The 25,704-nt window shown below is 62.6% G+C and carries 25 protein-coding genes; 8 read left to right on the top strand and 17 right to left on the bottom strand.

Going from position 1 to position 25,704, the window contains the following annotated elements; genetic code table 11:
• Positions 1–57 precede the first annotated feature (57 nt).
• The 9 genes from KVG91_RS11520 to KVG91_RS11480 all read right to left on the bottom strand — a co-directional run bounded on the left by KVG91_RS11520 (position 58) and on the right by KVG91_RS11480 (position 6,836).
• Positions 58–381 carry a DUF3392 domain-containing protein gene (locus KVG91_RS11520; RefSeq protein WP_003176691.1) on the bottom strand — a complete coding sequence of 108 codons (324 nt, stop codon included), beginning with the start codon at positions 379–381 and terminating at the stop codon, positions 58–60.
• Between the two features lie 19 nt (positions 382–400).
• Positions 401–1,603: a radical SAM family heme chaperone HemW gene (gene hemW / locus KVG91_RS11515; RefSeq protein WP_225926965.1), complete on the bottom strand. Its 1,203-nt coding sequence runs from the start codon at positions 1,601–1,603 to the stop codon at positions 401–403.
• Positions 1,600–2,193 carry an RdgB/HAM1 family non-canonical purine NTP pyrophosphatase gene (gene rdgB, locus KVG91_RS11510; RefSeq protein WP_169376081.1) on the bottom strand — a complete coding sequence of 198 codons (594 nt, stop codon included), beginning with the start codon at positions 2,191–2,193 and terminating at the stop codon, positions 1,600–1,602. Before rdgB ends, hemW begins: the two co-directional genes overlap by 4 nt.
• Entirely contained in the window at positions 2,190–2,627 is a 438-nt protein-coding gene (locus tag KVG91_RS11505) for a DUF4426 domain-containing protein (RefSeq protein WP_076953141.1), read from the bottom strand. Before KVG91_RS11505 ends, rdgB begins: the two co-directional genes overlap by 4 nt.
• 21 nt (positions 2,628–2,648) lie before the next feature.
• Positions 2,649–3,269 carry a methionine biosynthesis protein MetW gene (metW, locus tag KVG91_RS11500; protein ID WP_017735309.1) on the bottom strand — a complete coding sequence of 207 codons (621 nt, stop codon included), beginning with the start codon at positions 3,267–3,269 and terminating at the stop codon, positions 2,649–2,651.
• A gap of 7 nt (positions 3,270–3,276) precedes the next feature.
• Entirely contained in the window at positions 3,277–4,416 is a 1,140-nt protein-coding gene (gene metX / locus KVG91_RS11495; protein ID WP_169376080.1) for a homoserine O-succinyltransferase MetX, read from the bottom strand.
• Between the two features lie 280 nt (positions 4,417–4,696).
• The gene (locus KVG91_RS11490) at positions 4,697–5,287 is read right to left on the bottom strand and encodes a YggT family protein (protein ID WP_169376079.1); all 591 of its coding nucleotides are present in this window, start codon (positions 5,285–5,287) and stop codon (positions 4,697–4,699) included.
• A 9-nt stretch (positions 5,288–5,296) separates the two neighbouring features.
• Positions 5,297–6,115 carry a pyrroline-5-carboxylate reductase gene (gene proC, locus KVG91_RS11485; protein WP_169376078.1) on the bottom strand — a complete coding sequence of 273 codons (819 nt, stop codon included), beginning with the start codon at positions 6,113–6,115 and terminating at the stop codon, positions 5,297–5,299.
• Positions 6,116–6,149: 34 nt separating this feature from the next.
• A complete protein-coding gene (locus KVG91_RS11480; protein WP_169376077.1) occupies positions 6,150–6,836 on the bottom strand; it encodes a YggS family pyridoxal phosphate-dependent enzyme in 687 nt (228 codons plus the stop codon).
• Between the two features lie 57 nt (positions 6,837–6,893).
• Here KVG91_RS11480 and KVG91_RS11475 point away from each other — a divergent pair, with 57 nt between their 5' ends.
• Positions 6,894–7,928 (top strand): type IV pilus twitching motility protein PilT, encoded by a 1,035-nt coding sequence (locus KVG91_RS11475; RefSeq protein WP_169376076.1) that lies wholly within the window; start codon positions 6,894–6,896, stop codon positions 7,926–7,928.
• A gap of 145 nt (positions 7,929–8,073) precedes the next feature.
• Here KVG91_RS11475 and KVG91_RS11470 read toward each other — a convergent pair whose 3' ends face one another.
• Positions 8,074–8,712 carry a C40 family peptidase gene (locus KVG91_RS11470; protein WP_169376075.1) on the bottom strand — a complete coding sequence of 213 codons (639 nt, stop codon included), beginning with the start codon at positions 8,710–8,712 and terminating at the stop codon, positions 8,074–8,076.
• 268 nt (positions 8,713–8,980) lie between these two features.
• Between KVG91_RS11470 and KVG91_RS11465 the strand changes: the two genes are divergently transcribed.
• Complete coding sequence (locus KVG91_RS11465; protein WP_169376117.1) at positions 8,981–9,391, top strand: NINE protein; 411 nt, start codon at positions 8,981–8,983, stop codon at positions 9,389–9,391.
• A gap of 148 nt (positions 9,392–9,539) precedes the next feature.
• Here KVG91_RS11465 and KVG91_RS11460 read toward each other — a convergent pair whose 3' ends face one another.
• The 7 genes from KVG91_RS11460 to gshB form a co-directional block, all read right to left on the bottom strand.
• On the bottom strand, positions 9,540–10,814 hold the full coding sequence (locus tag KVG91_RS11460) for a dihydroorotase (protein ID WP_169376074.1): 1,275 nt from the start codon (positions 10,812–10,814) through the stop codon (positions 9,540–9,542).
• Positions 10,811–11,815, bottom strand: a complete 1,005-nt coding sequence (locus KVG91_RS11455) for an aspartate carbamoyltransferase catalytic subunit (protein ID WP_169376073.1) — start codon at positions 11,813–11,815, stop codon at positions 10,811–10,813. The genes KVG91_RS11460 and KVG91_RS11455 overlap by 4 nt, the downstream gene beginning before the upstream one ends.
• 24 nt (positions 11,816–11,839) lie before the next feature.
• Positions 11,840–12,346: a bifunctional pyr operon transcriptional regulator/uracil phosphoribosyltransferase PyrR gene (pyrR, locus tag KVG91_RS11450; RefSeq protein ID WP_169376072.1), complete on the bottom strand. Its 507-nt coding sequence runs from the start codon at positions 12,344–12,346 to the stop codon at positions 11,840–11,842.
• Between the two features lie 152 nt (positions 12,347–12,498).
• Positions 12,499–12,936 carry a Holliday junction resolvase RuvX gene (ruvX, locus tag KVG91_RS11445; protein ID WP_169376071.1) on the bottom strand — a complete coding sequence of 146 codons (438 nt, stop codon included), beginning with the start codon at positions 12,934–12,936 and terminating at the stop codon, positions 12,499–12,501.
• The gene (locus tag KVG91_RS11440) at positions 12,936–13,505 is read right to left on the bottom strand and encodes a YqgE/AlgH family protein (protein WP_169376070.1); all 570 of its coding nucleotides are present in this window, start codon (positions 13,503–13,505) and stop codon (positions 12,936–12,938) included. The genes ruvX and KVG91_RS11440 overlap by 1 nt, the downstream gene beginning before the upstream one ends.
• 122 nt (positions 13,506–13,627) lie before the next feature.
• On the bottom strand, positions 13,628–14,533 hold the full coding sequence (locus KVG91_RS11435; protein ID WP_169376069.1) for an energy transducer TonB: 906 nt from the start codon (positions 14,531–14,533) through the stop codon (positions 13,628–13,630).
• Positions 14,534–14,610: 77 nt separating this feature from the next.
• Positions 14,611–15,564: a glutathione synthase gene (gene gshB, locus KVG91_RS11430; RefSeq protein WP_169376068.1), complete on the bottom strand. Its 954-nt coding sequence runs from the start codon at positions 15,562–15,564 to the stop codon at positions 14,611–14,613.
• 238 nt (positions 15,565–15,802) lie between these two features.
• Here gshB and pilG point away from each other — a divergent pair, with 238 nt between their 5' ends.
• The 6 genes from pilG (at position 15,803) to KVG91_RS11400 (ending at position 25,651) form a co-directional block, all read left to right on the top strand.
• On the top strand, positions 15,803–16,210 hold the full coding sequence (pilG, locus tag KVG91_RS11425; protein ID WP_159937636.1) for a twitching motility response regulator PilG: 408 nt from the start codon (positions 15,803–15,805) through the stop codon (positions 16,208–16,210).
• Positions 16,211–16,255: 45 nt separating this feature from the next.
• Positions 16,256–16,621: a twitching motility response regulator PilH gene (gene pilH / locus KVG91_RS11420; protein WP_034116227.1), complete on the top strand. Its 366-nt coding sequence runs from the start codon at positions 16,256–16,258 to the stop codon at positions 16,619–16,621.
• Between the two features lie 12 nt (positions 16,622–16,633).
• Entirely contained in the window at positions 16,634–17,158 is a 525-nt protein-coding gene (locus KVG91_RS11415) for a chemotaxis protein CheW (RefSeq protein WP_169376067.1), read from the top strand.
• On the top strand, positions 17,155–19,206 hold the full coding sequence (locus KVG91_RS11410; protein WP_169376066.1) for a methyl-accepting chemotaxis protein: 2,052 nt from the start codon (positions 17,155–17,157) through the stop codon (positions 19,204–19,206). The genes KVG91_RS11415 and KVG91_RS11410 overlap by 4 nt, the downstream gene beginning before the upstream one ends.
• Before the next feature lie 177 nt (positions 19,207–19,383).
• On the top strand, positions 19,384–25,203 hold the full coding sequence (locus KVG91_RS11405; RefSeq protein WP_169376065.1) for an Hpt domain-containing protein: 5,820 nt from the start codon (positions 19,384–19,386) through the stop codon (positions 25,201–25,203).
• Complete coding sequence (locus tag KVG91_RS11400) at positions 25,196–25,651, top strand: chemotaxis protein CheW (protein ID WP_169376064.1); 456 nt, start codon at positions 25,196–25,198, stop codon at positions 25,649–25,651. The genes KVG91_RS11405 and KVG91_RS11400 overlap by 8 nt, the downstream gene beginning before the upstream one ends.
• Positions 25,652–25,704: the final 53 nt, after the last annotated feature.

Genomic DNA, 25,704 nt, shown 5'->3' with positions numbered 1-25,704 from the left:
AGGTGTCAGCATCGCAGGCAAGCCAGCTCCCACAGTTGTTTCGTGTTGGGTTTGGAATCAGCGGCGGTCCGCAACCACGCCAATCAACACCAGCACTACCACCAAAACCGGCGCCAGGCTGTAGTTATTGAACTGGCTCAACCCCCGCACGATCCACGGCGTGGCGTAGATCAACGCCGCACCGCTGCCGATCATGCACAGCAGGGCCATCAACGGCACGCGCAAGGCGCCGGCGATGCTGCCCAGGCGCGCTTCGACCCAGCCCTTGATGTCGGCGCCGAACAGCACCAGCAAACAGCCGACGAGAGCCAGGGAAATTTCCGACAGGTTGCTGCGGCTCCAGCGGGATACGGTGGCGAGCAGGTCGAGTACCAAATCCATTCGATTTCCTTAAAGAGCGTCAGCTCAAAAACGTCTGCAGCAGGTCATTGAGAAAGAGTTGCCCGCGGCCGGTCGCCGCCAGGCGTGACGGTTCGACCTGCATCAGGCCACTTTGTTCTGCATCCGTGCGGCCCTCATCGAGCGTCGCCAGTTCAAGGCCGGTGCGTTCAGTGTAGAGCCTGGCTTCGACGCCCTCGGTCAGGCGCAAAGCGTTCATCAGGAACTCGAACGGCAGCTCTTCATTGGTCAGTTCTTTCGCGCCGGCCTGGAAGCTTTTAGCCGGGTTGAGGTAGTCCTTTGGCGCCCGCGTTTTCCAAGTGCGTACGATGCGTCCGTCGGGGTGGCTGAGCTTGCCATGGGCGCCGGCACCGATGCCGATGAAGTCGCCAAAACTCCAGTAGTTCAGGTTATGCCGCGCCGGGCGACCCGGTTGTGCATAGGCCGACACCTCATATTGCGCGTAACCGTGTTCGGCGAGCAGCGCCTGGCCGGCTTCCTGGATATCCCACAGGGTGTCATCTTCCGGCAGCACGGGCGGCTGGTTCCAGAACACGGTGTTAGGCTCCAGCGTAAGCTGGTACCACGACAAGTGCGTCGGCTTCAGCGCGATAGCCTGGCGCAGGTCGCTCAGCGCGTCGTCCAGGGACTGATCGGGCAAACCGTGCATCAGGTCCAGGTTGAAGTTGTCGAACCCGGCCTGGCGCGCCATGCCGGCGGCGCGTACGGCTTCATCGCCATTGTGAATGCGGCCCAGAGCTTGGAGTTTTTCCTGCTGGAAGCTCTGGATGCCGATCGACAGCCGGTTGATCCCCAACGCACGATACGCCACGAACTTTTCCTGCTCGAACGTCCCGGGGTTGGCTTCCAGGGTGATCTCGATATCGCTGGCGAACGGGATGCGCGACTCCACGCCCTTGAGCAGACGGCCCAGCGCCGCAGCACTGAACAGGCTGGGCGTGCCGCCGCCAAAGAAGATCGAACTCAGCTCACGGCCGTAGACGGCATGCAGGTCTTGATCCAGGTCTGCCAGCAGGGCGTCCACGTACTCTTCTTCCGGCAGCACTTTGCTGGCGGTGTGAGAGTTGAAGTCGCAATACGGACATTTGCGCACGCACCACGGGATGTGGATATACAGCGCCAGGGGCGGCAGCAGGGGCAACGCCGCCCGAGGTGTTTGCGCGCCACCGTGGATCAGCGGCTGCGCAGAGGTGTTCTGGGTCATTTCAGGCTCAGGCGTTGGCGCAGCAAATCCATTGCGCGGGCGCGGTGGCTGATCTGGTTCTTGTCGGCCGGGCTCAGCTCGGCGCTCGAGACATTGCGCTCCGGCACCCAGAACAGCGGGTCATAGCCAAACCCATGCTCACCACTGGCCGCGTGCAGGATACGCCCGTGCCATAGGCCTTCGCAGAGGATCGGCAGCGGGTCATCGGCATGCCGAACCAGGGCCAGCACACACACGAACTGCGCGCCGCGCATCTTGTCCGGAACGTCCTTCAGGGCGTCGAGCAGCTTGGCATTGTTGGCTGCATCGCCCTTGCCATCGGCGTAGCGTGCCGAATAAATGCCAGGCGCGCCGCCGAGAAAATCCACGGCCAGGCCCGAGTCATCCGCCAGCGCCGGCAGGCCGGAGATGCGTGCGGCGTTACGCGCCTTGAGAATGGCGTTCTCGACGAACGACAGGCCGGTCTCTTCCGGTTCGACTTGGCTGAATTCGCCGATCGAGCGCAATTGCACGGCTTCGCCGAGCATGGCCTGGAGTTCTTTGAGTTTGCCGGCGTTATGGCTGGCCAATACGAGTTGGGTGAGGTTCATCGGTCGGCCGGAAACAGTTCTTGGTTGAATTGGAAACCATGGGCTTTACCGCCGGTTTCAACATTGATGGTAAACGTCTTGTATTCGCGCTGCGTCACGGAGTAGGGCGCGAGGTAACTGATGCCGCCTTTCTCTTCGATTTGCTTGAATGTCAGGATCTCGCTCTTGCCGCCCAGGTCCTTGATGGTGCCGGTCACCTGGGCTGCTACCGGAGTGACGCCCTTGATCACCGTCACATTGATCAAGCCCTTTTCCTTGCTGCGCACCACGCCGACTTTCTGGGCGGTTTCCGGGGGCAGGAAGCTTGAGGTGAAGGTGTTGTAGTGAACGGTGATATCACCGAAGTCTTTCTTGCGATTAGCGTCAATAGTGTCCGCCGCCATGGCGCTGGCGCCCAGGCACGCGGTCAATAGAAAAATAGCCAAGCGACTCATGAACGTCCCTCTTGAAAATGATTAGACGGCAATCTTGTGGTCGGTCAGGCCAGGACTGCTGACCCGGTAGATACCGATTTCGCCCAACAGGTTGGGCCATAGTTTACTCGCCCAGCCGTGGCGGTGCTGTTGATCGACGGCAAGGCGGTTGATCACCTTGGCTTCGCGCTCGCCGCACAGGGCTTCGAAGTCTTCAAAGGTGCAAAAGTGGATGTTCGGCGTGTTGTACCAAGTGTAGGGCAGGAAGTCCGAGACCGGCATGCGGCCCTTGGTGGCCAGGTACCAGCGGCAGCGCCAGTGCCCGAAGTTGGGGAAGGTGATGATGCACTGACGGCCCACGCGCAGCATTTCGTCGAGGATGCGGTCCGGGTAGTGCACGGCCTGCAGGGCTTGGGTCATCACCACGATGTCGAAGCTGTTGCTGGCAAAGTTGCCCAGGCCCTTGTCCAGGTCCTGCTCGATCACGTTGATGCCCTTGGCCACGCACTGGGCGATATTGTCCGGGTCGTTTTCCAGCCCATAGCCGGTGACTTGCTTGTTGTCGCGCAGCCAGCTTAGCAGTTCGCCATCGCCGCAGCCCAGGTCGAGCACGCGGCTGCCGGCGGGAATCCAGTCTTGGATGATGTCCAGGTCGGCTCTCATGGCGTTCTCACACTGCTATTCGGTTCATGTAATTGCTGAAGGCCTGCAAGTAACGCGGGATCGGAATCAGGAAGGCGTCGTGGCCTTGCGGAGCATCGATTTCCAGGTAGCAAACGTCTTTTTTCGCAGCCATCAGGGCGTCCACCAGCTCGCGGGAGCGCGCCGGCGAGAAGCGCCAGTCGGTGGTGAAGGACATCACGCAGAACTTGGCCGTGGCGTGTTCGAAGGTTTTCGCCAGGTCGTCATCGTGGTTCGCCGCCGGGTCGAAATAGTCCAGGGCCTTGGTCATCAGCAGGTAGGTGTTGGCGTCGAAACGCCCGGAGAACTCCTCGCCTTGATAACGCAGGTAGCTTTCCACTTGGAATTCCACGCTGTGAAAATCGTAGTTGAGCTTCTCGCTCTTGAGCCCACGGCCGAATTTTTCGCCCATGGAGTCATCGGACAGGTAGGTGATATGCCCGACCATCCGCGCCAGCATCAGGCCGCGCTTGGGGATGACCCCGGCTTCCTGGAACGAGCCGCCGTGGAATTCAGGGTCGGTGAGGATGGCTTGGCGCGCCACTTCGTTGAAGGCGATGTTCTGCGCCGACAACTTGGGGGCCGAGGCGATGGCCAGGCAATGGCGCACGCGATCCGGGTAAGTAATGGTCCATTGCAGCGCCTGCATGCCGCCCAGGCTGCCGCCGATCACGGCGGCCCACTGGTTGATGCCGAGCAGGTCGGCCAGACGCGCTTGGCTGTGCACCCAGTCTTCTACCGTGAGCACCGGAAAGTCGGCGCCGAACGGCTTGCCGGTTTCCGGGTTGAGGCTGCTGGGGCCGGTGGAACCGTTGCAGCCGCCGAGGTTGTTCAGGCTGACCACAAAGAACCTGTTGGTGTCGATGGGCTTGCCAGGGCCGATGCAGCTGTCCCACCAGCCGGGCTTGCGCTCGTCGACCGAGTGGAAACCGGCGGCGTGATGATGGCCGGACAAGGCGTGGCAGATCAGCACGGCGTTGCTTGCCGTGGCGTTCAGTTGGCCGTAGGTTTCATAGATCAGGTCGTAGGCGGGCAGCGAACGCCCGCAGGCCAGGGCCAGCGGCTCGCTGAAGTGCGCTGTTTGGGGCACGACCAGTCCAACAGAATCGGGGGGAAAGGCAGTTGGCATCGACCCTGCTCTCGTTTAAATGAGGCGTAAGTCTAAAGAGCGGGGACCCCAGCGGCAAGCAAAGGCCTGCGGGGATTGAATTCAGTGCTCAGTTCGTAAATGTGGGCTTGCCTGCGATAGCCATGGGTATCTAAAACTTTTTGTAGTGAGCGGGCTTGTCCCGCGCTGGGCCGTGAAGCGGCCCCACACCAGGCGAATTGGGTTTATCGGAAACTTCGCGGTGTCTTTATTGGGGCCGCTTCAGCCCAGCGCGGGACAAGCCCGCTCACTACATATGCCGTTAGATGAGCAAACGCAGGATGTCCGGCATTCCGGTCATGGTCGCCAGGTTGTTGATCACCAGCATGTCCAGCAACTTGAGCACCATGAACGCCAGGATCGGCGAGATGTCCAGGCCACCCAGGTTTGGCAGCAGGCGGCGGAACGGCGCCAGGGCCGGTTCGCAGATCTGGTTCACCAGCTCGGCGCCAGGGTTGTGGCTGCCCGGTGCGACCCAGGACAGGATCACGCTGATGATCATGGCGAAGAAGAATATCTTCAGAAACAGCGCGGTCACGCCGATGATCGCCCAGACCAGCAGTTGGAGGAAGTTGCCGGTGGTGCCGTAGGTCAGCAGCAGGGTCAGGGCCATCAACGCCAGCTGCACCAGGATCGCCAGTACCAGCGACGACATGTCCAGGCCAAACAGGCTCGGGATGATTCGACGCAGCGGCTTGAGCAGCGGCTGGGTGGCCTTGACGATGAACTGGCAGAGCGGGTTATAGAAGTTGGCGCGTACCAGTTGCAGCACGAAGCGCATCAGCACGATCAGCAGGTACAAGCTGCCGAGGGTTTGCAGCACGTAGACGGCTGCGGTGTTCAAACCAATCATGTTGGCTCCTTATTGACCCAGTTGTTCGGCGAGTTCGGCTGAGCGATGCGCAGCGGCACCCAATGCTTTTTCCACCAGAGCTTCAAAGCCCCCGGCCTGAAACGATTCGATGGCGGCTTGCGTGGTGCCGCCGGGGGACGTCACGCGGCGGCGCAGCTCGGCAGCGTCCACGTCGCTGGCGACCGCCATATGCGCGGCGCCCAGGGCGGTCTGTTCAGCCAGTTGCTCGGCGACTTCCTTGGGCAGGCCCAGCTTCACGCCGGCGGCGGTCATGGCCTCAATCAGCAGGAAGAAATACGCCGGGCCGCTGCCGGACACGGCGGTGACCGCGTCCAGTTGCTGCTCCTGTTGCAGCCACAGAGCGATGCCCACGGCGGACAGCAGCTCTCGCGCCTGGCCACGTTGTTCGGCGGTCACTTCAGCGGTGGCGTACAACCCGCTCACGCCTTGGCTGACCAGTGCCGGTGTGTTGGGCATGCAGCGCACAATTGGCTGGGTACCCAGCCAGTTGTTCAGGCTGGCGCAGGTAATGCCGGCAGCGATGGACACCACCAGTTGGTGCGGCTGCAGGCTCGGGCGCAGGCTTTCGCACACGGCCTTCATGGCCTGCGGTTTCACCGCCAGCACGATCACATCAACGCCCTGGATGGCCTCGGCGTTGTCGGCGAAGGTTTCGACGCCGTGCTCGGCGCTGACGCGCGCGCGGGTGTCGGCGCCGGGGTCGCTGGCGCGGATCTGCGCCGCCTCCAGGCCCTTGGCCCGCAGGCCGCCGATCAGGCTGGCCGCCATGTTACCGGCGCCGATAAAGGCAATACGCGTGTCGCTCATGACAGGTCCTTATTCAGATGGAAGTCAGCCATGTTCATGGCTGGCCGTAGTCGCGGGCGCCAAACAAGGCGGTACCGATCCGCACCCAGTTGGCGCCTTGGGCGATGGCCGACTCGAGGTCGTGGCTCATGCCCATGGAAAGTGTGTCCAGCGCCAGATTCAACCCGGTTTGCAGCTCGCGTACGCTGGCGAAGGCTGCATCTTGCGCGGCGCGGTCGTCAGTCGGCTCGGGAATCGCCATCAGGCCACGCAGCTTCAAGCGCGGCAGGGCGCTGATTGCATTGGCCAGGGCCGGCAGGTCGGCGGGTGTGCAGCCGGATTTGCTGGCTTCGCCACTGACGTTGACCTGGATGCAGATATTCAGCGGCGGCAGGTCTGCCGGGCGTTGTTCGGACAGGCGTTCAGCGATTTTCAAGCGGTCCACGGAATGCACCCAGGCGAAGTTCTCGGCGATAGCGCGCGTCTTGTTCGATTGAATGGGGCCGATGAAGTGCCAACTCAAGGGCAGGTCGGTTAACTCGGCTTGTTTGCCCAGGGCTTCCTGCAGGTAGTTCTCGCCAAAATCGCAGATTCCGGCGGCGTAGGCTTCGCGCACGGCCTCGGCGGGTTTGGTCTTGCTCACGGCCAGCAGGTGGATGCTGTTTGCGTCACGTTGCACGGCGTCGGCTGCGGCGCGGATGCGCTGGCTAACCAGGCCGATATTGTCTGCTATCGTCGACATTCAAGATGCGCCCGTGGATATGGAGTCCGCGGCATTCTACTGGAAATGGAAAGCCCTATGGATATCACTGAATTACTCACGGCCAGCGTGCGCCGTGGCGCCTCCGACCTGCATTTGTCGGCTGGCCTGGCGCCGATGCTGCGGGTCGATGGCGAGGTCTGGCCGCTGGATTGGCCGGTGCTCTCGCCCCCGCAAGTTGCGGACTTGTTAAGCCCGTTGCTCAATCGGCACCAACAAAAGGATTTCGAAACATCTCTTGATACGGATTTTGCCTTCGAACTGCCGGGCGTGGCGCGGTTCCGGGTGAACGTGTTCCGGCAGGAGCGGGGGATTGGCGCGGTCTTTCGCACCATCCCGTCGGTGGTGCAGAGCCTGGAAGGTCTTGGCCTTGGCGAAGTGTTCCAGCGTATCGCCCAGCTGCCACGCGGCCTGGTGTTGGTGACCGGGCCCACCGGTTCAGGCAAATCCACGACCCTGGCGGCCATGGTCGATTTTCTCAATCAACATCGGCGCCAGCACATCCTTACCCTCGAAGACCCCATCGAATTCATTCACACGCCCAAAACAGCGTTGATCAACCAGCGCCAGGTACACCGCGACACGCACAGTTTTTCCAGCGCCCTGCGCTCGGCGCTGCGGGAAGACCCGGACGTGATCCTGGTGGGTGAGTTGCGCGACCTGGAAACCATCCGTCTGGCGCTGACCGCCGCGGAGACCGGGCACCTGGTGTTCGGTACCTTGCACACCAGCTCGGCGGCAAAGACCGTGGACCGGCTGGTGGACGTATTCCCGGCCGGGGAAAAGGCCATGGTCCGCTCGATGCTGGCCGAGTCGCTGCAGGCGGTGGTGTCCCAGGTGCTGGTGAAGAAAATCGGCGGCGGGCGGGTGGCGGCTCACGAAATCATGCTGGGCACGCCGGCCGTTCGCAATTTGATCCGTGAAGACAAGGTGGCGCAGCTGGTCTCGGCGATCCAGACAGGCGGGGCGTTGGGGATGAAGACGTTGGATATGAGCTTGAAGGCGCTGGTCGGGGAGGGCGTGATCAGTCGGGAAGAGGCGCGGGAGAAGGCGAGGGTGCCTGCCGATATCTAAAGTGCACGGTGATCAGTGTGGGAGCTGGCTTGCCTGCGATGACGGTGTGTCAGCTTGCACCAATATTGCCTGGCAATCCGCTATCGCAGGCAAGCCAGCTCCCACATTGGACAGCATTCCAAATGGGGAGCCAGATGCATTCAGATCAGCGCTGTACAACCCGCAGGTTGTTGTTCTGCTCTTTAGGCAGTACCCGCTTGGCAATCACGTAGTTCTTGTCCCAGAACGGCTTCTTCAGCGTATCGATGCTGACCGATTTGCCACGGCGCGGTGCGTGAATGAAACGGTCATTGCCCAGGTAAATGGCAACGTGGTTCACCTGGCGGCTCTTGAGCTTGAAGAACAGCAAGTCACCCGGCTTGAGGTCCTTGCGGTCGACCTTCTGCCCGTGGCCGGCGGCCATGGCGTTGGACGTACGCGGCAAATCCACGGCTGCGACGTCGTTGAACGCATATTTCACCAGGCCACTGCAGTCGAACCCTTTACTTGGGCTGCTGCCGCCCCAACGATAAGGTGTACCGAGCACGTTGACGGCGCGGCTGAGGACGGTACTGCTCTGTTTGGTGTTGACCGCCATCAGGGCGGGGTTTGCTTTACCGTGGGCCTTGCTCAGTTGAGTCGGGCGGTTGACGCTCAGCTTTGCCGCTTTGACAGTACCCGGTGTGCTGTGGACTTTAGGGGTAAAACCGTTAACGTTTGGAAGTCTTTGCTCACGATTGGTGGCGTGGGCGGCCAATGGCATTAATAGGCAAATGGTTAGCCATGTCTTGAAAAATGGTCGCATTAGGCGTGGCTCTTATGGGTTTGCGCGCAACTTTATAACAGCTTTTGGTGTCGTTCTCAGGCCGTTTGTCGACTGAACCTTGACGTTAAAATCAGGAAAAACGCGACAATCCGCCGCAATTGTCCTACACAAGTCAGGTGGCATAAGGCTTTCAGGGCAGGGAAGATACCATTTGCCGTACGTCGGGCGCCTGTAAAAAAGTCACAAAGAAAGTGAAAAAATTTATCTATCGAGGCAAAAGAGGTACGCGATGAACACCTATCAACAGATTGGTTCGCAGCAAGACACCCACAGCAAGGTGATCGGTTACCTGTTGTGGATTTTCGGTTTTACCGGCGCGCATCGCTTTTATTACGGCAAACCCGTTACCGGTACGATCTGGTTTTTTACCTTGGGCCTGTTGGGCATCGGCTGGCTGATCGACTTCTTCCTGATTCCGGCCATGGACCGTGAAGCGGACCTGCGTTTCACCGCCGGGCCCATCGAATACAACGTGGCGTGGATCCTGTTGGCGTTTCTCGGGGTGTTCGGCGTGCACCGCATGTACCAGGGCAAATGGATCAGCGGCCTGATCTACCTGCTGACCGGCGGCTTGTTCCTGGTGGGCGTGCTGTATGACTTCTGGACGTTGAATACGCAGATTTCGATCCGCAATGCCGAGCGTAGCGGCGGGCGCTAATCTCTCACAAATCTATGTGGAGGCGGGCTTGTGTGGGAGCTGGCTTGCCTGCGATAGCATCAACTCGGTCTTTCAGACAAACCGAGGTGATGCTATCGCAGGCAAGCCAGCTCCCACATTTTGACCGTGCCCGCATTAGATATGCGATTTATGAGGCCTGGTAGCTGATCCGTCCGTCGACGATTGTGTACCGCACCGCCGCCGGCAAGCTATGCCCGATAAACGGGCAGTTTTCGCCCTTGGACAACCAGTGCTCCCCCGCAACGGTGGAGGCGGCCGGGTCGAACAGCACCAGATCCGCCGGCGAACCCACCGCCAACTTGCCCGCCGGCAGGCGCAAGGCCTCGGCCGGGCCTGCGCTCAGGCGCGCCAGCAGCGTCGGCAAGTCCAGCAAGCCTTCTTCCACCAATGTCATCGCCAGCGGCAGCAACAGTTCGACACTGCTGATACCCGGCTCTGTCGCACCGAACGGTGCCAGCTTGGCATCCCGCTCATGGGGCTGGTGGTGGCTGGAAATCGCCGAGACCACGCCGGATTTGACCGCCGCCCGCAAGCCTTCGCGGTCGGCGCGGGTGCGCAGCGGCGGCTGCACGTGGTACAGGCTGGAGAAGTCGATCAGCGCCTCATCCGTCAGGATCAGCTGGTACAGGGCGACATCCGCCGTCACCGGCAAGCCACGGGCCTGGGCCTGGGCGATCAGGGCGACGCCGCGGGCGCTGGTCAGTTGGCTAAAGTGCGCGCGCACGCCGCTTTGTTCCACCAGCAGCAGGTCGCGGGCCAGGGCCACGGTTTCGGCGGTTTCCGGAATGCCCGGCAGGCCGAGGAAGCTGGCCACGGCGCCTTCATGGGCTAGGCCACCTTCGGCCAGATCGCGGTCCTGGGAATGGAAGGTCACCGTCAGGTCGAAGGTGGCCGCGTATTCCAGGGCGCGGCACAAGGTGCGGGTGCTGCGGAAACCCTCCAGGCCGTTGCCGAAGGCCACGCAACCGGCGTCGCGCAGGGCGATCAGCTCGGCCAGTTGTTCGCCTTCCAGGCCTTTGCTCAGGGCGCCGATGGGGAACACTTTGCAATTGCCGGCTTCACGGGCGCGGTCGAGGATCAGCTCGGTCACGGCCGAGGTGTCCAGCACCGGTTTGGTATTCGGTGGGCAGCACAGGCTGGTCACGCCACCGGCGGCGGCGGCGCGGGTTTCGCTGATGATATTGCCTTTGCGGCTGTAACCCGGCTCGCGCAGGGCGACGTTCAGGTCCACCAGGCCAGGCGCGGCCACCAGGCCTTTGGCGTCGATGGTCTCGCTGGCGCTGAAGCCCGCGGGCGCGGCGCCGATGGCGATGAGCTTGCCGGCTTCCAGGTGCAGATCGGTAACTTGATCCAGGCCGCTGGCCGGATCGATGACGCGGGCGCCGAGGATGCTGAGCTTCACTGGGCGTTCTCCTGCTCGAATTGACGTTGTGCGGTCTGCCCGCTCATGGCCATGGACAACACCGCCATGCGCACGGCGATGCCGTAGGTCACCTGGTTGAGGATCACCGACTGGTTGCCGTCGGCCACCGCCGACTCAATCTCCACGCCGCGGTTGATCGGGCCCGGGTGCATCACGATCGCGTCCGGCTTGGCGCCGGCCAGGCGTGCGGTGGTCAGGCCGAACAGGCGGTAGAACTCGCCTTCGCTCGGCAACAGGCCACCGGCCATGCGTTCGCGTTGCAGGCGCAGCATGATCACTACGTCTACGTCCTTGAGGCCTTCGGTCATGTCGGTGTAGACCTTCACACCGTACTGTTCGACGCCGATCGGCAGCAGGGTCTTCGGTGCGATCACGCGGATGTCCGGGCAGCCCAGGGTTTTGAGGGCCAGCATGTTCGAGCGCGCCACCCGCGAATGCAGGATGTCGCCGACGATGGCCACCGACAGGTTTTCAAAACTGCCCTTGTGCCGACGGATGGTGAGCATGTCGAGCATGCCCTGGGTCGGGTGGGCGTGGCGGCCGTCGCCACCGTTGATGATCGCCACCTGCGGGCACACGTGCTCGGCGATGAAGTGTGCGGCGCCGGAGTCGCCATGGCGTACCACGAACATGTCGGCGGCCATGGCTTCCAGGTTGCGCAGGGTGTCGAGCAGGGTTTCGCCCTTGCTCGCCGACGAGGTGGACACGTTCAACGTGATCACGTCGGCCGACAATCGCTGGGCGGCCAGTTCAAAGGTGGTGCGGGTGCGGGTGGAGTTCTCGAAGAACACATTGCAGATGGTCTTGCCGCGCAGCAGCGGGACCTTCTTCACCGCGCGTCCACCGACCTCGAGGAACGAGTCGGCGGTGTCGAGAATCTCGGTGAGCAGCTCGCGGGGCAGGCCGTCGAGGGACAAGAAGTGTTGCAACTGGCCCTGAGCATTGAGCTGCAGCGGGCGCTTGGCATCTAGAGGCGTCATCGCGGGGACTCTGTACAAGGCGGTTTAAAGGGCAAGGTCTTGCAGTTCGAGTTCGAGCGGCGTGGGACCGGACAATTTTACCCGCTGGTGGGCGGCAAGCGACAGTGTGGCGCCGACCACATCCGGGCTGATCGGCAGTTCGCCGGCGTCCAGGTCCAGCAGGCACACCAGGGTCACGCTGGCCGGGCGGCCGTAGTCGAACAGCTCGTTCAGGGCGGCGCGGATGGTGCGGCCGCTCATCAGCACGTCGTCGATCAGCACCAGGTGCTGGCCTTCGATCTCGAACGGCAGGGCCGATGGGCGCACTTGCGGGTGCAGGCCGTTCTGGCTGAAGTCGTCGCGGTAGAAGGACACGTCGAGCGTACCCAAGGGCGAGTCGCTGCCCAATTCCTCCAGCAAAGCCTGGGCGACCCACACACCGCCGGTACGAATGCCGATGAAACGTGGCTCGCTGATGGCACGGTGCTGCAGATGGGCCGTGAGGCGCGCGGCCATCTGGCTGATCAGTTCGGCGGGGTTCGGCAAGCTCATGGTGGCTCCTTCAGTAGGTTTGTAGGAGCGAGCTTGCTCGCGAAAAACTCACAGACACCACGTTCATAAAGGGTTTACGCGTTATCGATGGCGTTTTTCGCGAGCAAGCTCGCTCCTACAAAAGCAAAAAGCATTGCGGCAAGCCGCGTCAGTCAGGATTCAAATAAAGCGCTGTTTTCGTCCAGCCAACCCTGCAACAACAGAGCGGCCGCGATGGCGTCCACGGGGTTGTCGCGGTAGCTGCCTTTCTGTCCGCCACGGTCGCGCCGCTCGCCCTTGGCTTCAAAGGTGGTGAGGCGTTCATCGTGGGTATAAAAGGGAATGTTGTAGCGGCCGTTGAGGCGGCGTGCGAATTTTTCAGCGCGCAGGCACATATCGCTGGGCGTGCCGTCCATGTTCAACGGCAGGCCGACCACGACCGCGTCAGGCTTCCATTCTTTTATGAGGGCCTCGACCTGGTTCCAGTCCGGTATGCCGTTCTGGGCTTTCAAGGTGCACAGCTCGCGGGCCTGGCCGGTGATCACCTGGCCAACCGCCACGCCGATCTGTTTGGTGCCGTAGTCAAAGCCGAGGATCAGGCGTAAAGCCATCAGGCGTGCCCCGCCTGGCTGGTCAACAGGCTGAGGTTGACCCGCAGCGTGGCCGCTGCTGCTTCCAGGCGCAGTTCGCTGGGGGTGTTGAACAGGATATCGGCATCAAACGGGCACGTCAGCCACGCATTGCTCGCCAGTTCGGCTTCCAACTGGCCTGCTTCCCAACCGGCGTAGCCGAGGGTGATCACGCTTTGCTCGGGGCCCACGCCGTCGGCGATGGCAAACAGCACATCCTGGGAAGTGGACAGCGACACGCCTTCCAGATCAACCGTAGCCTGAAATGTCGGCCCGCTGGGGTGCAGCACAAAACCACGATCGGGCTGCACCGGCCCGCCGAAGTAGATGGGCACGTGCTGGCAACTGGCTGGCGGATCGATTTCCGGGCGCAATTGCTCAAGGATATCGGCCAGGCTCAGCTCCTGTGGACGGTTCACCACCAGCCCCATGGCACCATTGGCCGTGTGCTCGACGATGTAGGTCAAGGTCTGCGCAAAGTTCGGGTCGGCCATATGGGGCATGGCGATCAGGAATTGGTGCTTGAGGTAGGTCGGGCTGACATTTTTCATGTCCGCTAGTGTGGCGTTGGAGGGGCGAACTGACAAGCTGGGATGGCCCCTAATTGTGGCAAACGGGGCGTTGTGGCTAGCCCGCTCGCCACAGAGGCCGGTTACCGTCCGTAAGGCCAGCGTTAGTTGCTGGACAGCCGATCACCCTTGGCGAACTTCCAGGTGCGGATGATTTCCAGGCGGTCCACGTCGTTCAAATCGCCGGTAAACGGGGCAAACGGCGCAGCCAGGCGCACGATACGCTGGGCGGCCTGGTCCAGCAGTGGCTGGCCGGAAGATTCCAGCACCTGCACTTCATATAATGTGCCGTCGCGGTTGATCGACACCAACAGGCGCAGATTGCCGTATATCTGCTGGCGCCGGGCTTCTTCGGGGTAGTTGAGGTTGCCGATGCGCTCGACCTTCTTGCGCCATTCATCCTTATACCAGGCGCCTTTGTCACGCATGGTCGACGCAGCGTTCAGCCGGTAGATGCGCGGACGCTTGGCGTACAACTGCTGCTCATTGGCCAGCTCGGCTTCCAGGCTGGAAATCTCGTCGGTCAGCGTCGAGCTGTCGAAGATCGGCGCCGGCTTGACGGGCTCGGGTTTCGGTTCGGTCTTGACCTTTTCGCGCTGGGTCGGGGCTTTTTGCGGCTTGGGTGCGACGGTGGTGATGGCGGCTTTGGGCGTGGCCTGCTTGACCTCCGGCTTGGGCGCCGGCGGCGGCGTGACTTTATTCACCTTGTTGTCCTGGAACGGCGCCACTTCGGTGGTCTTGGGCACGGCCTTTTTATCCAGCGTGCCGCTGCCCTGCTGATTGTCCTGGGCGAGGAAGTCGGCCTTTTCGGGCTTCTTTTCGCTTTTGAACGTGGCAAGGGTGATTTCCAGGGTTTTGCTGATTTGCTTGGGCTCGACCATCGAGAACCCCACGCCGAGGATCAGGGCCAGGTGAATCAGTGCCGCCAGAAACAGGGTAAATCCGAGCCGATCAGCCGGGCGCACGCCGCGGTGGGAGAGTTCTGGGGGCAAATCGGACGGGAGTGTCATGACAAAAAAACCAACATCGCGCGCTTCACAGGTGGCGCATGATAACGCAATGTTGGTCTGTGTCCGGCTGTTCTATGTCACTTGGCTTGCAGCTTGCGCTCAATGGCAGCCATCAACATTTCGCCGATGTTCGTGCCAAATGCATTGTCGATCTCGCGAATACAGGTCGGGCTGGTGACGTTGATTTCAGTCAGGTGTTCACCGATCACGTCCAGGCCGACAAACAGCAAGCCCTTTTCACGCAGGGTCGGGCCGACCTGGGACGCGATCCAGCGGTCCTTGTCCGACAACGGCCGTGCTTCACCACGCCCACCGGCCGCCAGGTTGCCGCGCGTCTCGCCGGCTGCCGGGATACGCGCCAGGCAGTAATCCACCGGTTCGCCGTCGATCATCAGGATGCGCTTGTCGCCGTCCTTGATCGCCGGCAGGTAGGCCTGGCCCATGATCTGCTGGGTGCCCAGGGCCGTCAGGGTCTCGAGGATAACCGACAGGTTCGGGTCGCCGGCGCGGTGACGGAAAATCGAGGTGCCGCCCATGCCGTCCAGTGGCTTGAGGATCACATCACCGTGCTTGGCGGCGAACTCACGCAGCACGTCGGCTCGGCGGCTGACCACGGTCGGCGGCGTGCACTGCGGGAACAGCGTGGCGAACAGTTTTTCATTGCAGTCGCGCAGGCTCTGCGGCTTGTTGACGATCAGCACGCCGGCGCGCTCGGCCTGCTCCAGCAGGTAGGTGGAGTAGACGAATTCCATGTCGAACGGCGGGTCCTTGCGCATCAGGATCACGTCCAGATCGCTCAGCGGGCTGTCGATTTCGTCCGACAGCTCAAACCACTTTTCGGGGTTGGCAAACACCTGCAGCGGACGCATGCGTGCGCGGGCTTCACCGTCACCCTGGTAAAGGTCTCGCTGTTCCATGTAGAACAAGGTCCAGCCGCGGGCCTGGGCGGCCAGGAGCATGGCCAGCGAGCTGTCCTTTTTATAGGAAATGCTGGCGATAGGGTCCATGACAATGCCGACGCGAACGCTCATGGGGATTTCCTCTAGCAAATTAGGCGCATAAAAGTGGCGTCAGAGTGGCGCTGTGGCTGTTGTGGGTCAAGGAAAAACCACCTGGCGGGTTGCTCGATAGATTGCGCCCAAAGACTGTGCTAAAAAGACTGCCACGGCGCAGCAGCCCTTGAATTCCAAGGCTTGCGGCGCCCATCCTGGGCAACATCAGGCAGTACACACAAAAAAACCGATTCGCTGTGGCGATGGCAGAGCAGATATGGAACAGCATTCCAACGCCTTGAGGGTGATGGTGATCGACGACTCGAAGACGATCCGCCGCACCGCTGAAACCCTGTTGAAGAACGTGGGGTGCGAGGTCATCACGGCCATCGACGGTTTTGATGCCCTGGCCCGGATTGTTGACCATCACCCGCACATTATTTTTGTCGACATCATGATGCCGCGCCTGGATGGCTATCAGACTTGCGCGCTGGTGAAGAACAACCCGGCGTTCAAATCGATCCCGGTGATCATGTTGTCCTCCAAGGACGGCCTGTTCGACAAGGCCAAGGGGCGCATCGTGGGTGTCGATCAGTTTTTGACCAAGCCTTTCAGCAAGGAAGAACTGCTGGGCGCGATCAAGGCCTACGTGCCAGGGTTCGCCGCAGTAGAACAAGCACACTGACGCCGCCCCACAAGGGCGGCGTCCACCTATGTAGTGGGGAAAACCATGGCACGTGTTCTGATCGTCGACGATTCGCCGACCGAAATGTACAAACTGACCGGCATGCTGGAAAAGCACGGGCACGAGGTCCTAAAGGCCGCCAACGGCGGCGATGGCGTAGCGCTCGCACGCCAGGAAAAGCCAGACGCGGTATTGATGGACATCGTCATGCCAGGCCTCAACGGCTTCCAGGCCACGCGCCAACTGACCAAAGACAAAGAAACCGAGCACATTCCGGTGATCATCATCACCACTAAAGACCAGGAAACCGACAAGGTGTGGGGCACGCGCCAGGGCGCCAAGGATTACCTGACCAAGCCGGTGGATGAAGAAACCCTGATCGCCACCCTGAATAAGGTGCTGGCCGGCTGACGGCACGCCATCATGACCGAGTCGCACACCGCCTTCGAACTGTTGCTGGACATCGACCGCCGCTGCCGCCTGCTGGCTGCCGACCTGCCATCCCAGGAAGCTCGCCTGCAACGTTGGAGCGGCATCGGCTTTCGCTTGGGCGAGCAGTGGTATGTGGCGCCCATGGGTGAAGTGGCCGAAGTCCTGCATGAGCCGCGTTGCACCTTGATGCCCGGGGTCAAGGCCTGGGTCAAGGGCGTGGCCAACCTGCGTGGGCGCTTGTTGCCGGTGATGGACCTGGGCGGTTTCCTCGGCCTTGAGCTGTCCAAGGCGCGCAAACAACGGCGGGTATTGGTGGTGGAATACAACGACCTGTTTGTCGGGCTGTTGGTGGACGAGGTGGTGGGCATGCAACATTTTGCGCAAGACGCCCTGCTGGCGAACGCCGCTGCCGGTGCGCCGTTCATTCAGGGCCGATTCGATGGCGACCCGCAGTGGCAGGTCTTCAGCCCCTTCGCCCTGGCCCAGGCCCCGGGTTTCATGGACGTTGCCGCATGACCACCGCTACCACCCCCAGGCCCCAGGCCGGCTCGCGCAGCCGTTCGCAGATCATCGTGCTGTTTATTGCGCTGATCGTGTTCATCATGTTGCTGTTCGCCAACTTTGCGTACCTCAACACCCAGTCCACCTACGACAAGCAGTACATCGGCCACGCCGGTGAGCTGCGCGTGCTGTCCCAGCGCATTGCCAAGAACGCCACCGAGGCCGCTACCGGCAAGGCCGCTGCGTTCAAGCTGTTGGCGGATGCACGTAACGACTTTGCCCAGCGCTGGGGTTACCTGAAAAAAGGCGACCCGCAAACCGGCCTGCCCGCCGCACCCAGCGCCGTGCGCGCCGAAATGCGCGCGGTGCAGACCGACTGGGAAGCGCTGCTGAAAAACACCGATGCGATCCTCGCCAGCGAACAAACGGTGCTGTCTTTGCATCAGGTGGCCGCGACGCTCGCCGAAACCGTGCCGCAACTGCAGATGGAATCGGAAAAGGTTGTCGACATCCTCCTGCAACGCGGCGCCCCGGCCAGCCAGGTGGCCCTGGCCCAGCGCCAGTCGTTGCTGGCCGAACGAATTCTGGGCGCGGTCAACACCGTCCTGGCCGGCGATGAAAACGCTGTGCAGGCCGCCGATGCCTTTGGTCGCGATGCCAACCGCTTCGGCGTGGTGCTCAACGGCATGCTCAACGGCAACCCAGGGCTGCGCATCACGCAAGTCGAGGACCGCGATGCCCGTGCACGGCTGGGAGAAATCGCCGAGCTGTTCGAGTTTGTCTCCGGGTCCGTGGATGAAATCCTCGAAACCTCGCCGCAACTGTTCCAGGTGCGCGCCTCCGCGAGCAATATCTTCAACCTGTCGCAAACCCTGCTCGACGAAGCCTCGCACCTGGCCACCGGATTTGAAAACCTGGCCAGCGGGCGCAGCTTCGACACCATCGGCGGCTATGTGCTGGGCCTGCTGGCGTTGACCTCAATCATCCTGATCGGCCTCGTCATGGTGCGCGAGACCAACCGTCAATTGCGTGAAACCGCCGAGAAAAACGAGCGCAACCAGAACGCGATCATGCGCCTGCTGGACGAAATCGAAGACCTGGCCGACGGCGATCTTACGGTGACCGCCTCGGTGACCGAAGACTTCACCGGCACCATCGCCGACTCCATCAATTATTCCGTGGACCAGTTGCGCGACCTGGTCGCCACCATCAACCTCACCGCCGGGCAAGTCGCCGGCGCGGTGCAGGACACCCAGGCCACTGCCATGCACCTGGCCCAGGCCTCGGAACACCAGGCCCAGCAGATCGCCGAAGCCTCCACCGCGATCAACCAGATGGCCCAGTCCATCGACCAGGTGTCGGCCAACGCCGCAGAATCCTCAGCCGTCGCGGAGCGCTCGGTGGAGATCGCCAACAAGGGCAACGAGGTGGTGCACAACACCATCCACGGCATGGACAACATTCGCGAGCAGATCCAGGACACCGCCAAGCGCATCAAGCGCCTGGGCGAGTCGTCCCAGGAGATTGGCGACATCGTCAGCCTGATTGATGACATTGCCGACCAGACCAACATCCTCGCCCTGAACGCTGCAATCCAGGCCAGCATGGCCGGCGATGCCGGGCGCGGATTTGCCGTGGTGGCCGATGAAGTGCAGCGGCTGGCCGAGCGCTCATCGGCCGCGACCCGGCAGATCGAAACCCTGGTGCGCGCGATCCAGGCCGACACCAACGAAGCGGTAATCTCCATGGAACAGACCACCACCGAAGTGGTGCGCGGCGCACGCCTGGCGCAGGATGCCGGCGTGGCGCTGGAAGAGATCGAAGGCGTGTCGAAAACCCTGGCGGCGCTGATCCAGAGTATCTCCAATGCGGCGCAGCAACAGACGTCGTCGGCGGGGCAGATTTCCCTGACCATGAACGTGATCCAGCAGATCACCACCCAAACGTCGTCGGGCTCCACGGCCACCGCCGAAAGCATTGGTAACCTGGCGAAAATGGCCAGCGAGTTGCGCAGATCGGTGTCGGGTTTCACCCTCCCGCCGCCACAACAGGTCGATGATTGAAATGCGACCCAAAGAACACCACAGTCCAAATGTGGGAGCTGGCTTGCCTGCGATAGCGGTGGGTCAGCTACCTATATATCAACTGACAGACCGCCATCGCAGGCAAGCCAGCTCCCACATTAGATCTCCATTATTCCTGGCGGCATCTGCAACTCAAAAATTCTCACCGGAGTGAATATGGTTGATCGGCACGACTACGTGGCCCTCGAATGGGTCAAGGACGACATTGCCGAAACCCTGAAACAGGCCCGGTCTGCGCTGGATGCGTATGCCCAAACCACCGACGGCGACGCCCTCGGCGAGTGCCTGGCGTGCGTTCATCAAGTGCATGGCGCCCTGCAGATGGTCGAGTTCTACGGCGCGGCGCTGTTGGCCGAAGAAATTGAAGCACTCGCCGTGGCCCTGCAGGCCGAGCGCGTCAGCCAGCGCGACGAAAGCATCCGCCTGCTGCAACAGGCCCTCGGCCAACTGCCGTTGTATCTGGACCGCGTGCACAGCGCCCGCCGTGACTTGCCGCTGGTGGTGCTGCCGCTGCTCAACGACCTGCGCAGCGCGCACGGCGAAAGCCTGCTGTCGGAGACCAGCCTGTTCAGCCCGCAGTTGCTGACGATAGCGCCGTTGCCCGATGAAGCCCTGGCCCAACGTGCGGTGCCCGACCTCAAAGAGCAATTGCGCCAGTGGCACCACCTGTTGCAACAGGCGCTGGCGGGATTGCTGCGCGAAGACCACGGCCCGAGCAACCTGGAGGACATGGCGCGGGTGTTCGCACGCCTTGAAGCCTTGTGCCAGGGCGCGCCGCTGTTGCCGCTGTGGCAGGTCGCCTCGGCACTGGTCGAAGGCATGCTCACCGGCGTGATCGCCAACAGCCCGGCGTTGCGCAGCCTGCTCAAGGCCAGCGACAAACAACTCAAGCGTCTGCTCGCCCAAGGTATCGACGGGGTCAACCAGCCGGCGCCGGACGAGCTGCTCAAGAGCCTGTTGTTCTATGTGGCCAAGGTCACCCGGCCGACACCGCGCATGCAAAGCCTCAAGGAACGCTACGGCCTGGACGAGGCCTTGCCCGACAGTGCCGTGGTCGATGCCGAACGCGCCCGCCTGGCCGGCGCGGACCGCAACGCCATGGGCTCGGTGCTGGGTGCCTTGTGTGAAGAACTGGTGCGGGTCAAGGAACGCCTCGACTTATTTGTACGCAGCGACCGCCAGCACACCAGCGACCTTGACGCGTTGCTGGCACCGCTGCGGCAGATCGCCGACACCCTGGCGGTGCTGGGCTTCGGCCAGCCGCGCAAAGTCATCATCGACCAGCTCGCCGTGGTGCTGAGCCTGGCCCAAGGCCAGCGCGAACCCAACGACGCCGTGTTGATGGACGTGGCCGGCGCGTTGCTCTACGTCGAAGCCACGCTGGCGGGCATGGTCGGCACCGTCGAGCCGGAAAGTCGCGAAGAAAGCCGCCTGCCGACCACCGACCTGACCCAGATCCACCAATTGGTGATTCGCGAATCCTGGCAGTGCCTCAAGCAAGCCAAGGAGCTGGTGATCGACTGCATCGAAGCGCACTGGGACCGCCAGCGCCTGGAATCCCTGCCGGAGCTGCTGAGCCAGGTGCGCGGCGCGCTCGCGATGATCCCGTTACCCCGCGCGGCGAGCCTGATGCGCGGTTGCACCGACTATGTCGACGAACAATTGATGGGCAACGACGCTGCGCCTTCGCAGCCGCAACTGGCGCATTTCGCCGACGTGATCAGCGGCTTGGAGTATTACCTCGAACGCCTGCTCCAGGACCCGGATGCTACTGGCGAACGAGTGCTGGAACTGGCCACCCAAGGCCTGGCTGCATTGGGTTACCTGCCCGCCGAAAAACCCTGGCGCCAGGCGTTGGCTGCGCCGGATGGCGCGCTTTCGGGCGAGGTCACGCCGAGCCAATCCCAGTTCGATGCGCTGGCCAGTCCGACGTCGCGCCTGAACCCGCCGGCCCTGCAGCGCCCGGGTAGTTTGCTGCCGCCACTGGCCGATGAGGCACCCATCGACGATGAACTGCGCGAAGTCTTCCTTGAGGAAACCGACGAAGTTCTTGAGGCGCTGCACCGCCACCTGCCCAACAGCGTCGACAAGACGGCCCAGGGTGAAATGCGCCGTGCGTTCCACACGCTCAAAGGCAGCGGCCGCATGGTGCGCGCCCTGGTATTGGCCGAACTGGCCTGGGCCGTGGAAAACCTGCTCAATCGCGTCCTGGAACGCAGCGTGGTCCTCGGCGCCGAGGTGCAGCAGGTGCTGGATGAAGCGGTGGCCTTGCTGCCCGAACTGATCGCCGACTTTGCCACCGACGATCAACGCCAACGCGATGAAGTCGACGCCCTGGCCGCCCGCGCCCATGCGCTGGCCAGCGGTACGCAAGCGCCGGCCGCCGAGCCCCATGACCCGCTGTTGCTGGAGATCTTCCGCAACGAAGCCCAGAGCCATCTGGACAGCCTCAACCACTTCCTGCAACAGGCCGCCGAGCATGTGCCGCTGCAAGTCAGCGACGAACTGCAACGCGCCTTGCACACCCTCAAGGGCAGCGCCTACATGGCCGGCGTGCTGCCGATTGCCGAACTGGCGCGCCCGCTGGATCACTTGACCCGCGAGTACAAGGCCCATCGCCTGCCGCTGGACCTGGATGCAGTGGAGTTGCTGCTGGAGGCAGAAGGCCTGTTTCAGCGTGCGCTGCGTGACCTGGACAGTGACCCCCTGGCGCCGATCAAAGGTGCGCAAGCCCTGATCAACCGCACCCAGGGCTTGCTCGATCACCAGCTTGAAGCGCTGCTCGACGTACCGAATACCGGCCTGCGCATCAAGCGCGACCCGCACCTGATCGCCAACTTCCTGGCCCAGGGCATGGACATCCTGCTCGACGCCGAAAGCCTGCTGCGCCGCTGGCAACAGCACCCCGGCGCGCGCCAGGAACTCACCGCGCTGCTGGACGAGTTGACCACCCTGGGCGAGGGCGCGCATGCCGCGGACCTGCACGCGATCGACGCACTCTGCGAAGCCTTGCTCGACCTCTATGGCGCCGTGGAAGAAAGCAGCCTGGCCGTGAGCGAGCAGTTTTTCCACGAAGCCGAACAGGCCCATGAAGCGTTGATCAGCATGCTCGACCAACTGGCGGCCGGCCAGGAAGTCAGCCCGGCGCCGGCGCGGGTCGCAGCCCTGCGCGAGCTGCTGGACGAAGCCCTCGACCCGTCCGCCACCGGCCTGATCAAACGTGACGGCAACCGCGCGCCGAGCATTTCCGAGCTGGGTGCCGCCACGCAGCAATTGGAGCGCGAAACGACGGTGGACGACGAGATCGTCGAGATCTTCCTCGAAGAAGCCGTGGACATCCTCGACAGCGCCGGACAGGCGCTCAAGCGTTGGTTGCTGGATCCCGACAACGCCGCGCCGTTGTCGTCGTTGCAACGCGACTTGCACACCCTCAAGGGCGGCGCACGCATGGCCGAAATCCAGCCGATCGGCGACCTGGCCCATGAGTTGGAATGCTTGTACGAAGGGCTGGTGGACCGCCGCTACAGTTACTCGGCCGAGCTGTCCCTGTTGCTGATGGCCAGCCATGAACGCTTGGACTTGCAACTGGAAGAACTGCAACAGCATCAACCCTTGAACGATGCCGCCGAGCTGATCGCCCAACTGCGCGAATGGCGCCAACGCAGCACACCCGCCATACCGGCCGAGGCCGCGCAAGCGTCTGCCGCCGACCCTGAATTGCTGGATATTTTCCTCGAAGAAGCCGCTGATATTCTCGACAGCTCCGGCAGCGCCTTGCTGCGCTGGCAGGCCGAGCCCGGCAACCGCCAGGAAGTCGAAACCCTGCTGCGCGACCTGCACACCCTCAAGGGCGGCGCGCGCATGGTCGAGATTGCGCCCATCGGCGACCTGGCCCATGAGCTGGAGTTTCTCTACGAAGGCCTGTCGGCCGGGTTGCTCGCGCCGTCCGCCGAGCTGTTTGCGCTGCTGCAAGGCTGCCACGACCGCCTGGCGCAGATGATCGACGCCGTGGCGGACGGCCTGCCGGTCGGCTCGGTGGACAAACTCATCGAGCGGATCAGAAGCCTGGTGCACCCAAGCGAAGAGGCGGTGACACCGGTGGCGCTGCCGGCGGGCAAGGCGGAAGCCGCGGTGGACCCGGCTGCCGATACGGTGAAGATCTCCGCCGAGCTGCTCGACGATCTGGTCAACCTGGCCGGCGAAACCTCGATCTTCCGTGGCCGTATCGAGCAGCAAGTCAACGATGCGCGTATTGCCTTGAGCGAAGTGGAAACCACCATCGAGCGCATGCGCGACCAACTGCGCCGTCTCGACAGCGAAACCCAGGGCCGTCTCCTCAGCCGCCAGCAGGCCGAGGCCGAACGCCTGGGCTACGAAGAATTCGACCCGCTGGAAATGGACCGCCACTCGCAGTTGCAGCAGCTGTCCCGCGCGCTGTCGGAATCGGCCTCCGACCTGCTCGACCTCAAGGACACCCTCGAACGTCGCAACGAAGATGCCCATGACCTGCTGCAGCAGCAGGCGCGCATCAACACCGCGCTGCAGGAAGGCCTGATGCGCACGCGCATGGTGCCGTTCGAACGCATGCTGCCGCGCCTCAAGCGCATCGTGCGCCAGGTGGCGGGCGAGTTGGGCAAGGACGTGGAATTCATCGTCGGCAATGCCGAGGGCGAGATGGACCGCAACGTGCTGGAACGCATGGCGGCGCCGTTGGAGCACATGTTGCGCAATGCGGTCGACCATGGGCTGGAGTCCCGCGATGCACGGCTGCTGGCCGGCAAACCGGAGAAAGGCCGCATCACCCTGGACCTGACCCACGAAGGCGGCGATATCGTCTTCGACATGCGTGACGACGGTGCCGGGGTGCCGCTGGAAGCGGTGCGGCGCAAGGCGATCAAGCGCGGCCTGCTGTCCCCCCATCAAGACATGAGTGACCGCGACGTGTTGCAGTTCATCCTGCAGCCGGGGTTCTCCACCGCAGAGAAGATCACCCAGATTTCCGGGCGCGGCGTGGGCATGGACGTGGTGCATGAAGAAGTGCGCCAGCTCGGTGGCTCGATGGTCATCGATTCGACGCCCGGCGCAGGCGTGCATTTTCGAATCCGCCTGCCGTTTACCGTGTCGGTCAACCGCGCGCTGATGGTGCAGTGCGCGGACGATCAATATGCGATCCCGCTCAACACCCTCGAAGGCTTGGTTCGGGTACTGCCTCATGAGTTGGCCGGGCATTATCAGCAAGACCCGCCCCATTATGAATACGCTGGCCAGCGCTATGAGCTGTTCTACCTCGGCGACCTGCTGCACACCGTCAGCCGCCCGAAACTGCTGGGCCAGTACCAGCCGGTGCCGGTGCTGTTGGTGCAGTGCAATGAGCGGCGCGTGGCCATCCATGTGGACGCCATGGCCGGCACGCGGGAGATCGTGGTCAAGGGCCTGGGCCCTCAGTTTGCCGGCGTGCAGGGCTTGTCCGGCGCAACCATCCTGGGCGACGGACGCGTGGTGCTGATCATCGACTTGCTGGCGCATATCCGCGCCCGCCCGCCGGCCTTGCCCGCCCAGAGGGTCGACGCGCCATTGATCCTCAACGATCCGCTGAAAAAACGCCCGCTGCTGGTGCTGGTGGTGGACGATTCGGTCACCGTGCGCAAAGTCACCAGCCGCCTGCTGGAGCGCAATGGCATGAACGTGCTCACCGCCAAGGACGGCATCGACGCGCTCGCCGTGCTGGAAGAACACACGCCGGACCTGATGCTGCTCGACATCGAAATGCCGCGCATGGACGGCTTCGAAGTGGCCACCCAAGTGCGCAACGACCCGCGCCTGATGCGCCTGCCGATCATCATGATCACCTCGCGCACCGGCCAGAAACACCGCGACCGCGCGATGGCCATTGGTGTGAACGACTACCTCGGCAAGCCGTATCAAGAGACGGTGCTGCTGGAAAGCATCGCCTATTGGAGCAAGTCCCATGCTTGACCACCGCGCCAGCCAACTCACCGGCCTGCTGCTGCCGTTGGCCGATCGGCACCTGATCCTGCCCAACGTCGCCATCGCCGAGCTGATCGACTTCCAGCGCGGCGAACCGGCCAGCGATGCGCCGCCATGGTATTTGCGGCAAGTGACCTGGCGTGATCGGCAGATCCCGCTGATCAGCTTTGAAGCGGTGTGTGGCGAAGCCAGCGTGACCGGCACCCGTTCACGGATCGTGGTGTTGAATGCGTTGGGTGAGCGGTCGACGTTGAAGTTTATTGCGCTGGTGATCCAGGGGATTCCGCGCTCGTACAAGCTCGACAGCGAGTTGAGCTATGTGGACGTGCCGCTGTGCCCGCTGGAGCTGGCGGCGGTGCAGGTGGGGGAGCATGTGGCGAAGGTGCCGGACCTCATGGGGTTGGAAGCCTTGCTGGTCGAATCCGGATTGGCCTGAACACTCTTCTCAAATTCAGTGCGACCTACTGTGAGAGCTGGCTTGCCTGCGAT

This window comes from Pseudomonas azadiae (assembly GCF_019145355.1).
Taxonomy (GTDB): Bacteria; Pseudomonadota; Gammaproteobacteria; order Pseudomonadales; family Pseudomonadaceae; genus Aquipseudomonas; species Aquipseudomonas azadiae.
Note: the sequence above shows the minus strand (reverse complement) of the source record. Positions and strands in the feature narration are given on the sequence as shown.

Excerpts from the sequence above, each read along its gene's own strand:
- KVG91_RS11400 (WP_169376064.1), top strand. The coding sequence starts at position 25,196 with ATGCTTGACCACCGCGCCAGCCAACTCACCGGCCTGCTGCTGCCGTTG.
- pilH (WP_034116227.1), top strand. The coding sequence starts at position 16,256 with ATGGCACGTGTTCTGATCGTCGACGATTCGCCGACCGAAATGTACAAA.
- proC (WP_169376078.1), bottom strand. The coding sequence starts at position 6,115 with ATGAGCGACACGCGTATTGCCTTTATCGGCGCCGGTAACATGGCGGCC.
- KVG91_RS11455 (WP_169376073.1), bottom strand. The coding sequence starts at position 11,815 with ATGACGCCTCTAGATGCCAAGCGCCCGCTGCAGCTCAATGCTCAGGGC.
- ruvX (WP_169376071.1), bottom strand. The coding sequence starts at position 12,936 with ATGGCTTTACGCCTGATCCTCGGCTTTGACTACGGCACCAAACAGATC.
- KVG91_RS11490 (WP_169376079.1), bottom strand. The coding sequence starts at position 5,287 with ATGATTGGTTTGAACACCGCAGCCGTCTACGTGCTGCAAACCCTCGGC.
- KVG91_RS11415 (WP_169376067.1), top strand. The coding sequence starts at position 16,634 with ATGACCGAGTCGCACACCGCCTTCGAACTGTTGCTGGACATCGACCGC.
- KVG91_RS11410 (WP_169376066.1), top strand. The coding sequence starts at position 17,155 with ATGACCACCGCTACCACCCCCAGGCCCCAGGCCGGCTCGCGCAGCCGT.
- KVG91_RS11520 (WP_003176691.1), bottom strand. The coding sequence starts at position 381 with ATGGATTTGGTACTCGACCTGCTCGCCACCGTATCCCGCTGGAGCCGC.
- hemW (WP_225926965.1), bottom strand. The coding sequence starts at position 1,603 with ATGACCCAGAACACCTCTGCGCAGCCGCTGATCCACGGTGGCGCGCAA.
- metX (WP_169376080.1), bottom strand. The coding sequence starts at position 4,416 with ATGCCAACTGCCTTTCCCCCCGATTCTGTTGGACTGGTCGTGCCCCAA.
- KVG91_RS11470 (WP_169376075.1), bottom strand. The coding sequence starts at position 8,712 with ATGCGACCATTTTTCAAGACATGGCTAACCATTTGCCTATTAATGCCA.
- pilG (WP_159937636.1), top strand. The coding sequence starts at position 15,803 with ATGGAACAGCATTCCAACGCCTTGAGGGTGATGGTGATCGACGACTCG.
- metW (WP_017735309.1), bottom strand. The coding sequence starts at position 3,269 with ATGAGAGCCGACCTGGACATCATCCAAGACTGGATTCCCGCCGGCAGC.
- KVG91_RS11480 (WP_169376077.1), bottom strand. The coding sequence starts at position 6,836 with ATGTCGACGATAGCAGACAATATCGGCCTGGTTAGCCAGCGCATCCGC.
- KVG91_RS11505 (WP_076953141.1), bottom strand. The coding sequence starts at position 2,627 with ATGAGTCGCTTGGCTATTTTTCTATTGACCGCGTGCCTGGGCGCCAGC.
- KVG91_RS11435 (WP_169376069.1), bottom strand. The coding sequence starts at position 14,533 with ATGACACTCCCGTCCGATTTGCCCCCAGAACTCTCCCACCGCGGCGTG.
- KVG91_RS11405 (WP_169376065.1), top strand. The coding sequence starts at position 19,384 with ATGGTTGATCGGCACGACTACGTGGCCCTCGAATGGGTCAAGGACGAC.
- rdgB (WP_169376081.1), bottom strand. The coding sequence starts at position 2,193 with ATGAACCTCACCCAACTCGTATTGGCCAGCCATAACGCCGGCAAACTC.
- pyrR (WP_169376072.1), bottom strand. The coding sequence starts at position 12,346 with ATGAGCTTGCCGAACCCCGCCGAACTGATCAGCCAGATGGCCGCGCGC.
- KVG91_RS11475 (WP_169376076.1), top strand. The coding sequence starts at position 6,894 with ATGGATATCACTGAATTACTCACGGCCAGCGTGCGCCGTGGCGCCTCC.
- KVG91_RS11440 (WP_169376070.1), bottom strand. The coding sequence starts at position 13,505 with ATGAAAAATGTCAGCCCGACCTACCTCAAGCACCAATTCCTGATCGCC.
- gshB (WP_169376068.1), bottom strand. The coding sequence starts at position 15,564 with ATGAGCGTTCGCGTCGGCATTGTCATGGACCCTATCGCCAGCATTTCC.